The sequence below is a fragment of the Pelomonas sp. Root1237 genome (assembly GCF_001425055.1).
Lineage (GTDB): Bacteria > Pseudomonadota > Gammaproteobacteria > Burkholderiales > Burkholderiaceae_C > Pelomonas.
In genome coordinates this window covers 13,565-26,102 of the sequence record NZ_LMDK01000016.1, presented here as the reverse complement: position 1 = coordinate 26,102, position 12,538 = coordinate 13,565, and the positions used below count along the sequence as shown (strand labels likewise).

Genomic DNA, 12,538 nt, shown 5'->3' with positions numbered 1-12,538 from the left:
GATGCAAACAATGACTTCCCAGCAAGCGCTGATGGCAGCGCTGCGCCGCGCGATGGCGGCCGACGAGCGCGTCATCTTCATCGGCGAGGGCGTGGCCACCAAGAACCCAGAACTGCTGGCCGCCTTCGGTGCCGAGCGCGTGCGCAACACGCCGCTGGCCGAGGCCAGCATCGTCGGCTGTGCCGTGGGCGCCGCGGCCATGGGCCTGCGCCCCGTCGTGGACCTGCTGTTCTCGCCCTTCCTGATGCTCGCCATGGACGCGTTGGTCAACAGCGCCGGCAAGCTCGGGGCGCTGAGCGGGGGGCAGTTCGAGTTCCCGATGGTGGTGCTGGCCCAGACCGGTGCCGGTTGGTCCATCGGCGGCCAGCACAACCACAACCTGGAGGCGCTGTTCGCCCACGTGCCCGGCCTGCAGGTGTTGATGCCCAGCACGCCGGGCGACAGCGCCGGGCTGCTGACCGGTGCCTTGCGTCAGCCCCTGCCCAGCCTGCTGTTCAGCGACATCGGCCTGGCCCATGCGCCGGGCGACGTGAATGGCGACGAACTGCTGCTGCCCGGGCGCGCCGCGGTGCGCCGGCGCGGCGACGCGCTGACGCTGGTGGGCTACGGCAAGACCGTCGGCCATTGCCTCACCGCTGCGCAGGCCTTGCAGGCGGATGGCGTGGAGGCCGAGGTCATCGACCTGCGCAGTCTCAAGCCGCTGGACACGGCCACCGTGCTGGCCTCGGTGCGCAAGACCGGCCGCCTGCTGTGCGTGACCGAGGCCAGCGGCCTGTGCGGCCTGGCCGCAGAGTTGTGTGCGGTCGTCGCCGAAGAGGCCTTTGCCGGATTGAAGGCCGCGCCCCAACGCCTGACCGGCCCCGACGCCCCGGCCCTGGCCAGCTGGCCGCTGGAGCGGGCCGCCGTGCCCCAGCCCGAACACATCGCCGCCCGCGCGCGGGCGCTGATGAACACCCAACCCCTGAATGTCTGAACTTGAGACCACCATGAACAAGACCTCGATGACTCTCGCGCTGGCCCTGGCCAGCGCCACCCTGCTGACCTTCACCGCGCAAGCCGCGACGCCCAACTACGGCAGCTACGCCGGCACGACGGGCGGCACCCGCAGCGGTGGCGAGGGCAGCTTCTCTGCCATGGCCAACACGCCGTCGTATTACAAGTACTCCTATGCCTGGGGCATGGCGGCCTTGAGCGACGGCACGCTGCACGCGGCCTCCAGCGCCACGCCATGCCCGGGCTGCCGTGCCCAGACGGGCGCCGAATCGTTGGCCCGTTTCTGGGACACGGTGGCCTTTCACAACGGCCAGAACCTCGGCCTGGCCAACCTCAGCGTCAGCATCGACGGCACGCTGACACCCGGCGGATATGCGCAGGCCTGGGCGCGCTTCTATGTCGGCGACCCCAAGGCCGACTTCTTCGATCACCTGAACGACTACGCCCCGGCCATGCAGCTGAAATCCGGCACGACGGTCCTGGGCGATGAGCTGGCCATCCCCCTGGGCAACAGCAAGGTCTTCATCTATGCCGAGCTCCACACCTCGGCCGTGGCGCTGCCCTATGCCGGCAGCCCCAACACCGCCGCCGACTTCGGCAACACCCTGCACTTCAACTGGACCCTGCCCGACGGCGTCACCACGAGCTCGGCCTCGGGCCAGTTCATGACGGCGGCGGCCGTGCCCGAGCCGTCGAGCTGGATGATGGCCGGCGCCGGCCTGCTGGTGCTGGTCCGCTTGCAGCGCCGCCGCGCTGGCCCATCGACCGCGCGGTAAGGCCTGGACTCGCCGCCCGTGCCGGATTCAGCGGCAGGCGGATGCCGCCAGCCAGTCGGCCAGTTGGGGCAGCATTTCGTCCACCGCCTGGGCCATGGCGCGCACGGCGCCGGGTGCGTCGGGTGTGGCGGCGGCGCGTTCGATGCGCCAGTGGCGTTGCACTGGCGGGCTGGTGGCGCCGGCGGGCCACAACGTCGCGTGCAGGCGCAGCACGACCTGGCTGCTGGCCGGGCTGGCGAACACCTGCTCGAACTCGTCCAGGTTGATGGCCAGCAGCGCCGCCGGCCGGCCAGCGCAGGCGGGTGGCGTGACGAGCTGTTCGCGCAGCCGCTGCGTCAGCAGGGCCGCGGGCGGTGCGGCCCAGAAACTGTCGCGGTAGTGCTCCAGGCGCTGGGCCTGCTGGAAGCTGAGGCGATAGGCGATGCCGTCGCCCGACAGCCAGGGCGGAGCCGTCACATCGGCCACGCGCCAGGCCAGCGCACCACCACTGGCGGCCGCCGCAGGCGCGGGGCCGAGGTCGTAGACGGCCCGGGGTGCCGCCGTCGGTGCGAGGGAGCAGGCACTCAAGGCCAGCGCGACGGCCAGCAGGATCGATGCTGTTTTCATTTCTTCAGCCGTTCGGCAAAACCCGTCTCGCCAGGCCCGGGCGGCCGCGCGCTGCGGCCGAACAGCAGGCTCTGCGGCTGGTCGCCGAGGTCATTGGCGGCACGCTCGATGCTGCGGCTGGCGGCCGAGACATCGGCCAGCACAGGCCGGTTGCGCGGCGGCGTGTCGCCCACCAGCGCGAGTTCGAGGCTGCGGCTGGTGGCCTGCACCTGAGCGGCGGCCGCCTCCAGCTGGTCCAGCGCCTTGGCGCGGGCCTTCAGATCCTGGGCGAGCAACTGGCCATCGGCGGCGAGCGCCTCGATGCGGGTCAGCGCGGCCTGGGCGCGCTTGGCGGTGGCATCAGAGTCTTTCAGCAGCGCCGGCAGTTCGCGGGCGCTGGGTTGCAGGGCAGCCATCAGCTTGCTGGTGTCGCCGGCGGCCTGTTGCAGCTCGGCGAGCGTCTTGCCGAGCTGGATGCGGTTGTCGTCGCTGAGCAGGGCGTTGAGCCGGGTGGCCGTCTCGGCAAAGCCGGTCACCAGGCCCGGGCCGCTCTCGGCCAGGCGATCCAGCAGCGTCGGCCGTAGCGCGAGGCGGGTGCCGGGTGCGGCGCGCTGCAGGGGTCCCTTGGTATCGGCCTCCTCCAGGCCGACAAAGGACAGGCCGGTCACGCCCTGCAGGCCGAGCTGGGCATAGGTTTGGGTCGACACGGGCGCGGCCGCATCGACGGCAATGCCGACGAGGATCTGGCGCGGGTCGGCCGAGTCGAAGCCAATGGTCTCGACGTAGCCCACCTCGACACCGCGCAGCTTGACCGGTGCCTTCAGATTCAGGCCGGGAACGCCGCTGCGGGCGACGACGGTGTAGCGCACGCGCTCGGTGCGGTCGCCCTGGAACCAGGCGACGCTGGCTGCCAGCATGAGGCCGAGCAGCAGCAGAAAGAGGCCGGCGGCCAGGGCGTGGGCTTTGTTTTCCATGCGGCTTTTCAGGCGGTTTGTTCTTCGCGAAGGACGGCGGGAATGCCGCCCTCATCGCTCGTGTCGTCCAGGCTGAGGCGGAAGCGCCGCACATCCTCCTCGGCGCAGCGCTCGACATGGCCGAGGAAGAAGTTGCGCACAAAGGAATGCGGCAGGCGCGCGACCTCGGCCAGCGGACCGCTGGCGATGATGCGCTGGTCGGCCAGCACGGCGACGCGGTCGACGACGGCGAACAGCGTGTCGACGTCATGCGTGACCATGACGACAGTCAGGCCGAGCTCCTGGCGCAGCCGGCGCAGCAGCTTGACGAACTGCTTGGCACTGTCGGGGTCCAGGCCGGCGGTGGGTTCGTCCAGGAACAGCAGCTGCGGGTCGAGGATCAGCGCCCGCGCCAGCGACACGCGCTTGACCATGCCGCCCGACAGCTCGGCCGGGCGCTTCAACGCGTCCTCGGGCTTGAGGCCGACCTGGGCCAGTTTCAGCATGACCAGCGGCTTGACGAGGTCGGCCGGCACGCTCTTGAGCTCGCGCAGCGGCAGGGCGACGTTGTCATACACGCTCAGCGCCGAGAACAGCGCGCCGGCCTGGAACAGCACGCCCCAGCGGTAGCGCACGCACTCCAGGTCGCGCACCGCGCAGCGGCCCAGCGGGTGGCCGAAGATCTTCACCGTGCCGGCCTGGGGCACTTCCAGGCCGAGCAGCAGGCGCAGCAGCGTCGTCTTGCCCGAGCCCGAGCCGCCGATCAGCGCCACCACCTCGCCGCGGTGCACGGTCAGGTTGAGGTTGCGATGGATGACATGGCCGCCATAGGCCGTGGTCACGTTCTCGACTTCGATGATGGGTTCCGGATCGTTCATTTCAGACCCCGAGGTTGGAGAAGAGAACCGCGAACACCGCGTCAACGACGATGACCAGCGTGATGGCCGTGACGACCGACTGCGTGACGCTCTGGCCCAGGCTTTCGGTATTGGGCTTCACGCGCAGCCCGAAATGGCAGGCCAGCAGCGCGATCAGCCCGCCGAAGAGGATGGACTTGACCCAACCCAGCCACAGGTTGACCGGCTCGACGACGCTGGGCAGGGTGTGCACGAACTGCATCGGGTCCAGTTTGAGCTGGGCGTTGGCTGCCGCCATGCCACCCAGCAGCATCAGGGCGCTCGTCCATACCGCCACCAGCGGCAGCGAGATGGCCAGGGCGATGACCTTGGGGGCCACCAGACGCACGGTGTGCGAGATGCCCATCACCGACAGCGCGTCCAGCTCCTGCGTGACCCGCATGACGCCGATCTGCGCCGTCATCGCCGAGCCCGAGCGGCCGGCCACGATGATGGCCGCCAGCAGTGGCCCCAGCTCGCGCAGCACGGCCAGGCCCAGGATGTTGATGACGAAGATGTCGGCGCCATAGGCCTTCAGCTGGCGCGAGATCAGATAGGACAGCGTCAGGCCGACGAGAAAGCCCACCAGGGCGGTGATCGGCAGCGCCTGGGCACCGGTGCGATAGACATTGGCCGAGATCTCGCGCCAGCCGATCAGCGAGGGGTGGCGCAGCATCTGCACGAAGTCCAGCAGCAGGCGGCCGATGAGGGCGACGATGTCGACGCCATGGCGGGCGAAGGCCAGGGTCTTCAGGCTGGCCAGTTCCAGCCCGGGGCCGAGGCTGCGCTTGCGCTTCGGGAAGGCGCCGGGCTGCATGAACTGCGAGAACAGCGTCACATGCTCGGGCAGCCACAGCAGCCGCCGCGGCGGCTTGCGGCCCCAGCCCTGCCACAGCGTCAATGCGCCGGCGGTGTCCAGCCGCCCCAGGGCACGCAGGTCCCACAGCGCATCGGGGGTCTCGCTGACGGCGGCGGCCACGCGCTGGCGGAACTCCACATAGCGCTCACGCAGGGCCAGCACCGTCCAGTCACCGCTGACCCGCCATTCACGGCCGCTGCCGGTCTCGCCACCGCCGGACTGCAACTGCGGCTCGGCGTCGGATGCGCCGCCGGCCCAGGCCGAGGTCAGGGTGTCCAGGGGCAGGGCGCCGGCTTCGCTCATGGTGCAACGATAGCGCCTCCCAAGGCTTGATGAGGCGGCGGGGGCCGGGGCTTGATAGCGTCCGGCCGTTGATCCGCCCTGCGAAAGACCCTATGGACCGCTTCATCCGCCGCGCCGACCCGCGCACCCTGAGCGTGCGCGACCTGCTCGAGGCGCGCGACCAGTACCACGTCCACATCGCCAACCTGCCCACCGTCATCGGCACGGCCATGGGCCGCTACCGCATCCGGCTGGACGACCCCAACTACGCCGATGAACATGCCGAGCAGACCGGCAAGGAACTCGGCCCCCGCACCTTGGACAACAGCAATTTCCGGCCCTGGTCCTGGCCCTGCGTGCTGGTCTTCGTCACCGAATGGCTGGACCGCAAGACGCTGTCCCGCCACCCCGAGCTGGCGGTGCCGCCGGTGCTCTACCTGCCCGACGGCCGCCAGGTGCGCACCTGCCCCGTGCTCGTGCAGCGGCGCGTGGCCAACCTGCCGCCGGCCGACACGGCTCTCTATGCGGCGGACAAGTTCGGCCCCAATTTCCAGGTCCATGTGGCCGACCAGGGCGCGACGCGCATGGGCGTCGCCTCGGCCATCGTCGAGGACGGCGCCTGCGCCTTCGCCCTCGTCAGCCGCCACGTGACCTCGGGCACCGAGCCTGGCGCGCCAGTCTTTGCGCTGCCGCGTGGCAAGAAGGTCGGCATTGGGCACATCACGTTGCGCAGCGTCGACGCGCTGCCGCTGGCCGACATCTACCCCGGCTTTGCCGGCCGCGATACCCGGCTGACGCTGGACGCCGCCCTCGTCAAACTCGACAGCATCGGCTCGACCAATTCCCAGTACCTGGGCGTCGGTGGTTTCGGCCCCGTCATCGACCTGAGCTCCGACAAGATGAGCCTCAACCTGATCGGCTGCCCGCTGTTCACGGAGCTGCCGGGTGGCATCCGCACCGAGGGCTGCGTGCATGGGCTGTTCTACCGCCATGCCAGCGTGGGCGGCGTGGATGCGCTGGCGGAATTCCTCATCGGCCCGCGACGGCCGGGTCAGACCGTGCAGACGCGCCCGGGCGACTCCGGTGCCGTGTGGTTCTGGGACGAGGTGGCCGACCGCGCCGCCAAGGATCAGGGGGCTGCACCACCGGTGAACTTCCGGCCGCTGGCCGTGCAATGGGGCGGCCATGGCTTCGGCGCCCTGCATTCGAACCGCGCCACCGAATTCGCGCTGGCCACCGGCTTCAGCTCGCTGTGCAAGGCGCTGAATGTCGAGCTCGTCGAGGACTGGCGCAGCGGCCAGAGCCGCTACTGGGGCAAGGTCGGCCACTACAACATCGGCTATGCCGCCTGCTTCGCGCTGCAGACGGCCAAGGCCAAGGCCGTCTTCAAGGCCAATGCGACGGCCATCGGCGTCAGCGACGAGGACATCACCGCTGGCAAGCTGCCCGGCGCCACGCAGACATCGAAATTCATCGCTCTGGCCGATGTGCCCGACCTGGTCTGGCGCAGCACCCGAGGCAAGGACAAGGCCAACCACTTCGCTGACATGGACGAGCCCGGCCGCGGGCCCGCCTTCCAGGGCAGGACGCTGATCCAGCTCTGGCAGCAGGACCCGGCGTCGCGCGACCCGCAGGTGTGGGACCAGTTCTACAGCAGCATCGACCCTGCCCGCAAACCCGCGCACCGTGGCGCGCTGCCGTTTCGCGTTGCCGAGCTCTACAAGGTCATGGTGCAGGCCGCTGCCGCCAAGCAGCTCGACGCCTACGTCTGTGCCGCCGGCGTGCTGGCCCACTACATTGGCGACGCCTGCCAGCCCCTGCATGTCTCGCAGCTGCACCATGGCCAGCCGGACGACGCCGACGACGACAAGGTGCATGCCGTCTACGAGGACGACATGCTGAACCAGGCCGCCGACGAGGTGGTGGTCGGCGTCAAGCAGCGCGTGGGTGCGGCGGTGAAGCGCCCGTTGTTCACAGGCCCCATGGCGGCGGCGGACGCCGTCGTGCAGCTGATGCGCCGCACCATCGAGGAGTTGCCGCCCGAGGAGGTGCTCGAGGTCTACCGCCGGGTGCATGGCCGTGGCCAGTCGGCGGCGATGTGGGCCGCACTGGGTGAGCGCACCATGAACCGCATGGCCGACGGCGCCCTCACGCTGGCGACGGTCTGGCAGTCGGCCTGGAAGGAAGGCAAGGGCGAGCAGAACTTCACCGCGGCCGCCTGCAAGCTGCCCGTGCCCACCGTGCGCCTGAAGAAGCTCTATGACACCAAGGGCTTTGCCGAATCGCACTGGCTGCATGAGATGACGTTGGCCGGCCTGGCCTAGCCCCCTGAGCCGGGGGCTCGCTACCATCGCTTTGAACCTCCTGGCACCGAGCCGGGACTCATACGCAATGGAACCCCGTGTGGCGAGCATGTTGAAGTGGCCCAGCATCAGAAAAAAGCGCGATGACGCCCCGTCGGCCCCGTCGGCCCCGTCGGCCCCGGCTGCTTCTGCCCGCGGGCCGGCGGCCGAGGTGCTGGAACTGGCCTTGCTGGAGGGCATCAAGCGCGGGCAGCGGGCGGAATTCGACGCCCTCTATCGGGTTTACCACCCCCGGCTGTGGCGCTTTCTGTCGCATCTGATGCGCCAGCCGGAAGCCATCGAGGAGGTGCTGAACGACACCCTGATGGTCGTCTGGCAGCGCGCCGACAGCTTCGACGGGCGCAGCAAGCTGTCGACCTGGATCTTCGGCATCGCCTACCGCAAGGCCCTGAAGGCGCTCAGCCGCCAGGACCTGCCGGTGGACGGCGACAGCGTCGAGGAGCCGACCGACCCCGGGCCAGGACCCGAGCAGCGCCTGGGGCTGGAGCAGCTGCGCGGCCGGTTGCGCGCAGCGATGGCCGAGCTGTCGCCGGAGCACCGCGCCGTCGTGGAGCTGTGCTATTTCCATGACATGGCCTATGCCGAGATCGCCGATGTCGTCGGCTGCCCGCCCGAGACCGTCAAGACACGGATGTTTTATGCCCGGCGCCGGCTGCGCCTCCTGCTCGACGATCTCGCCGGGTTGGAGCAAGGAGAACTGTGATGAGTGTGGTGATTCCGATGGAACATGACGAGCATGCCGCCGTGCAGGCGCTGCTGCCCTGGTATGCGCGCGGCCAGCTGGGCGAGGATGAGACCGGCCAGGTGCAACGCCATCTGCTGCATTGCACCGCCTGCCGCAACGAGCTGGCAGCCGAGCAGCCCATGCAGACGCTGCTGAACGTGGCCGGTACGCCGCTGCAGGGCGGTGACGTCGAGGCGGGGCTGGCGAAGATGCATGCGCTGATGCAGCTTGCCAAGCCAAAACCTGCCCGTGCGGCGCGTTGGATGCCCTGGGCCCTGGGCCTGCAAGGTGCGGCCGTCGCGTTGTTGCTGGCCCTGGTGCTGGCGCCGCGCTCCGACGAGCCGGCCTACCAGGGCCTGTCCGCCAGCGGCGGCGTGCCGGTCGTGGCGGATGCCTTGGTGATGTTCAAGCCCGGCACCACCGAGAAGGCGGTGCGGGAACTGCTGCAGGCCCAGGGCGCCGGTGTCGTCGCCGGGCCCACCGAGACCGGCGCCTGGCTGCTGCGTGTCGACGCCCGGGGCCTCGCCGCCCTGCGCACGGCTCCCATCGTCGCCCTGGCCGAGCCGCTGCAACCGGGGCCGGCTCAATGAGACTCTGGCTGCGCTTGCTGGTGCTGCTGGCCTGCTGCCTGACCGGCGGTGGCGCCCATGCCCAGGCCGAGGACGCCCAGCGCCAGGTCCTCGTCATGCTGCAGCTGCCCAAGGCTCATTACCGGCCCGACGGCAGCTATGCGGGCACCTATGGCGAGGGCGTGGGCCGGCAGTCGCGCCAGCAGGTCGCCCAGTCGCTGGCCCAGGCCCACAAGCTGGAGATACGCAGCGAATGGGCCATGCCGCTGGCCGGCGTGGACTGCTTCGTCATGCGCCTGCCCGAGGGGGACACGCGCAGTTCGGCGAAGGTCGCCGAGGCTGTGGCCGAGGATAGGCGCGTCGCCTGGGCCCAGCCGGTCAGCCTGTACCGCGCCCAGGGCAGCCAGCAGGAACCGCTCTACCAGGCCCAGCCGGCTGCACGCCAGTGGCATCTGGCCGAGTTGCACCAGTTGGCCACCGGCCGCGGCGTGCGTGTGGCCATCGTCGACAGTGGCGTGGAGGCCGGCCACCCCGACCTCGCCGGCCAGGTCGCCCTCAACGAGAACTTCGTCGACGACAAGGCACCGCCGGCCGAGGGCCATGGCACGGCCGTGGCCGGCATCATCGCGGCGCGGGCCGACAACGGCCTGGGCATCGCCGGCATCGCGCCCCAGGCCCGGTTGCTGGCCCTGCGTGCCTGCTGGCAGGCGGCAGGCGCCCAGACGCTGTGCACGAGCCTGGGCCTGGCCAAGGCCTTGTACGCGGCCATCCAGCAGGGTGCCCACATCATCAACATGAGCCTCGGCGGGCCGGACGACCGGTTGCTCGCGCTGCTGCTGGACCAGGCCCAGGCGCGCGGCGCCACCGTGGTCGCGGCGATGCCGAGCGAGAACGGGCCCTTTCCGGCCAACCATCCCGGCGTGCTCGTCGTCGGCCTCGCGCCGCCACTGCCCGCAGGCGCCGTGATCGCGCCGGGGCGTGACGTGCCCAGCACGGCCGTGGGCGGTGGCTGGTCGTTGGTATCGGGATCGTCCTTCGCGGCCGCGCATGCGACCGGCCTGCTCGCCCTGGTGCGCGAGCTCGACGGCACACGCGGCACCCTGGCGCTGAAGACGGCCCTGGTCAACACCACCCAGGGCCGCATCGACAGCTGCGCGACGCTGGCCCGCCACGCCGGCACTCGCGGCCCAACCTGCACGATGCTGGGGCAAACTGCCGATTGATGTTTCCCCCCGCGCACCTGGCCCGACTGACGACGCTGGTCGCCACGCTGCTGGCCGGCGCGGGCGCAGCCTGGGCCGACGTGGGCGGCACGCTGTCGCTGCAGACGGATGCGCGGGAGCGCGGCATGTCGTACAGCGCCAACCGTCCCAGCGCCCAGCTTGGCCTGGCCTGGGACGGCGAGGCTGGCTGGTATGGCGGGGCACAGCTGGCGCATGCCCGCTTTTCCCAGCGGCGTGGCGCCGCGCTGCAGCTCTATGGCGGCCGGGTCTTCGGCCTGGCACCGGGCCTGGACGGCGAGGCCGGCATCGTCGCGCATGCCTACGAGAACGTGTCGCGCTACGACTACCAGGAGGTCTATGCCGGGCTGCTGGGGGAGCGTTGGAACCTGCGCGCCTATGTCTCGCCCGACTACTACGGCATCGGCCAGCGCAGCGTCTATGCCGAATTCAACCTGCGCTGGCCATTGGCGCGGGGCGTGGCGGCCTTGGGGCATGTCGGCCTGCTGCACGGCCGCGGCGGCCGGGCCTCGCCCTATGCCGAGCCGCATGGCGCGACGCGTGCGGACCTGCGCCTGGGTGCGTCCTGGCAACTCGGCGCGAGCAGCGATCTGCAGCTTGCCTGGACAGCAGCCGGCCGCGGCGGCCCCTACACCTGGACGGACGCGACACGCCGGCGCGCGCTGGTGCTCGGCCTGACGACCGCGTTCTGAATCCCTAGCTTGCCTTGAACCTGCGCTGCAGGCGCTGGCACTCACGCCGCAGTGAAGCCAGGAAAGGGCAGTGATGAGGATCTCGAAACCATGGGTGGCTGCGCTGGGCGCTGCAGCCGCTTTGATCGCGGGCTGCGGCGGCGGCAGCGGTGAAGGGCTGGACGCCAACGGCCGGCCGCTCGGCGAGGGCGACGACCCCAGCGGCCCGATGACGGCCAGCTTCAGTTCCATCCAGTCGCATGTCTTCACGCCCGTCTGCACGGCCTGCCACGCCGGCGCGGCCGCGCCCCGCGGCCTGCGGCTGGACGCGACCAACAGCTTCGCGATGCTGGTGGGTGTATCCAGCGGCGGCGTGCCGGCGCTCAAGCGCGTGGCGCCGGGCGATGCGGACAACAGCTACCTGATCCACAAGCTCGAAGGCCACCAGGCCGTCGGTGCGCGCATGCCGCTTGGCGGCCCTTATCTGGATGCCCAGACCATCGGGCTCATCCGCCAATGGATCAACAACGGAGCCCAGAAATGATGGCCGCACGACTGCTTCTCGGCCTGGCCCTCGCGCTGCTGTTCTCGGCCGTAAAGGCCGAGCCCTATCTCGCCATCCGCGCCGGCCTCAAATGCGTGGCCTGCCATGTGAACCCCTCGGGCGGCGGCCTGCGCAATGCGGTGGGCAACACCTTCGCGCAGAACGTCATCCCGGCCAACGCTTTGCCCGACGCACTGCAGGGCTGGACCGGCTCGCTGCTGGATGATCGCCTGCGCCTGGGTGGCGACCTGCGCACAGCGACGACGCGCACCTCCGTCTCGGGCCAGCCCACGCGCAGCGTCGGCGGTACCGAGCAGGTGCGCCTGTACGCCGACGTGCAGCTCATCAAGGACTACCTCGGCGCCTACCTCGACCAGCAGGTCGCGCCCGGCAAGTCCGAGCGCCAGGAGGCCTATGTGCGCCTGCAGACGCCCGGCCTGGGCTGGTATGCCAAGGCCGGCCAGTTCTACCTGCCCTTTGGCTGGCGCCTGCAGGACAGCCTGGCCTTCGTTCGCCAGCTCAGCGGGGTCAGCATGACCGTGCCCGACAAGGGCCTGGAGCTGGGGCACGAGAGCGATGACTGGTCCCTGCAGCTCGTGCGCAGCAACGGCCCTGGCAACACGGGCAATTCCAACGGCCACCAGACGACGGCCCAGGCCATCTGGATGCAGCCCTGGGGCCGCGTCGGCGCAGCGGCCGCGCAGGTCAAGTCGGCGGCAGGCAACCGCCAGGCTTACGGCCTCTTTGCCGGCACGACGACCGGGCCGGTGGCCTGGCTGGCCGAGATCGACATGGTCAGCGACGCCGGCTACCCCGAGGGCAAGCGCAAGCAATACGCGACGCTGCTGGAGGCCAACTGGCTGGTGCAGCAGGGCCACAACCTCAAGCTCACCGGCGAGTACCTCGACCCTGACCGCCGTGTGGCCCACGACAACAAGGTGCGCTACAGCCTCGTCTACGAGTACACGCCCTTCGCCTTCGCGCAGCTGCGCGCGGGCTATCGCAAGTTTGGTGGCATCCCGCAGAACGCCATCGACAACCGGCGGCAAAGCTTTGTCGAACTGCATGGAATGTTCTAGCGT

The 12,538-nt window shown here is 70.2% G+C and carries 13 protein-coding genes; 9 read left to right on the top strand and 4 right to left on the bottom strand.

Annotated features, from left to right (window positions below; translation table 11 throughout):
• Positions 1-10: 10 nt before the first annotated feature.
• Both ASC91_RS12930 and ASC91_RS12925 read left to right on the top strand, forming a co-directional pair.
• A complete protein-coding gene (locus ASC91_RS12930) occupies positions 11-973 on the top strand; it encodes an alpha-ketoacid dehydrogenase subunit beta (RefSeq protein WP_235531978.1) in 963 nt (320 codons plus the stop codon).
• A gap of 13 nt (positions 974-986) precedes the next feature.
• On the top strand, positions 987-1,769 hold the full coding sequence (locus ASC91_RS12925; RefSeq protein WP_162247788.1) for a PEP-CTERM sorting domain-containing protein: 783 nt from the start codon (positions 987-989) through the stop codon (positions 1,767-1,769).
• A 27-nt stretch (positions 1,770-1,796) separates the two neighbouring features.
• On the opposite strand, the gene ASC91_RS12920 is transcribed toward ASC91_RS12925, so the two are convergent.
• The 4 genes from ASC91_RS12920 to ASC91_RS12905 are packed head-to-tail and all read right to left on the bottom strand — an operon-like array spanning position 1,797 to position 5,365.
• Positions 1,797-2,375: an ABC-type transport auxiliary lipoprotein family protein gene (locus tag ASC91_RS12920; RefSeq protein WP_056197320.1), complete on the bottom strand. Its 579-nt coding sequence runs from the start codon at positions 2,373-2,375 to the stop codon at positions 1,797-1,799.
• On the bottom strand, positions 2,372-3,328 hold the full coding sequence (locus ASC91_RS12915; protein WP_056197318.1) for an MlaD family protein: 957 nt from the start codon (positions 3,326-3,328) through the stop codon (positions 2,372-2,374). The genes ASC91_RS12920 and ASC91_RS12915 overlap by 4 nt, the downstream gene beginning before the upstream one ends.
• Positions 3,329-3,336: 8 nt before the next feature.
• Positions 3,337-4,185: an ABC transporter ATP-binding protein gene (locus tag ASC91_RS12910; protein WP_082532656.1), complete on the bottom strand. Its 849-nt coding sequence runs from the start codon at positions 4,183-4,185 to the stop codon at positions 3,337-3,339.
• Position 4,186: 1 nt separating this feature from the next.
• Positions 4,187-5,365 (bottom strand): ABC transporter permease, encoded by a 1,179-nt coding sequence (locus ASC91_RS12905; RefSeq protein ID WP_082532655.1) that lies wholly within the window; start codon positions 5,363-5,365, stop codon positions 4,187-4,189.
• A gap of 92 nt (positions 5,366-5,457) precedes the next feature.
• Between ASC91_RS12905 and ASC91_RS12900 the strand changes: the two genes are divergently transcribed.
• From ASC91_RS12900 to ASC91_RS12870, 7 genes are all read left to right on the top strand, one after another.
• A complete protein-coding gene (locus ASC91_RS12900) occupies positions 5,458-7,668 on the top strand; it encodes a hypothetical protein (protein WP_056197317.1) in 2,211 nt (736 codons plus the stop codon).
• 88 nt (positions 7,669-7,756) lie between these two features.
• A complete protein-coding gene (locus tag ASC91_RS12895) occupies positions 7,757-8,410 on the top strand; it encodes an RNA polymerase sigma factor (protein WP_082532762.1) in 654 nt (217 codons plus the stop codon).
• Positions 8,410-9,021 (top strand): zf-HC2 domain-containing protein, encoded by a 612-nt coding sequence (locus tag ASC91_RS12890; RefSeq protein WP_056197314.1) that lies wholly within the window; start codon positions 8,410-8,412, stop codon positions 9,019-9,021. The genes ASC91_RS12895 and ASC91_RS12890 overlap by 1 nt, the downstream gene beginning before the upstream one ends.
• A complete protein-coding gene (locus ASC91_RS12885; protein WP_056197312.1) occupies positions 9,018-10,223 on the top strand; it encodes a S8 family serine peptidase in 1,206 nt (401 codons plus the stop codon). Before ASC91_RS12890 ends, ASC91_RS12885 begins: the two co-directional genes overlap by 4 nt.
• Positions 10,223-10,933, top strand: coding sequence for a TorF family putative porin (locus ASC91_RS12880; protein WP_056197309.1), 711 nt, complete (start codon positions 10,223-10,225; stop codon positions 10,931-10,933). Before ASC91_RS12885 ends, ASC91_RS12880 begins: the two co-directional genes overlap by 1 nt.
• A 73-nt stretch (positions 10,934-11,006) precedes the next feature.
• Positions 11,007-11,456, top strand: coding sequence for a hypothetical protein (locus ASC91_RS12875; RefSeq protein ID WP_056197307.1), 450 nt, complete (start codon positions 11,007-11,009; stop codon positions 11,454-11,456).
• Positions 11,453-12,535: a hypothetical protein gene (locus ASC91_RS12870; RefSeq protein ID WP_056197306.1), complete on the top strand. Its 1,083-nt coding sequence runs from the start codon at positions 11,453-11,455 to the stop codon at positions 12,533-12,535. The genes ASC91_RS12875 and ASC91_RS12870 overlap by 4 nt, the downstream gene beginning before the upstream one ends.
• The last annotated feature ends 3 nt before the right edge of the window (positions 12,536-12,538 follow it).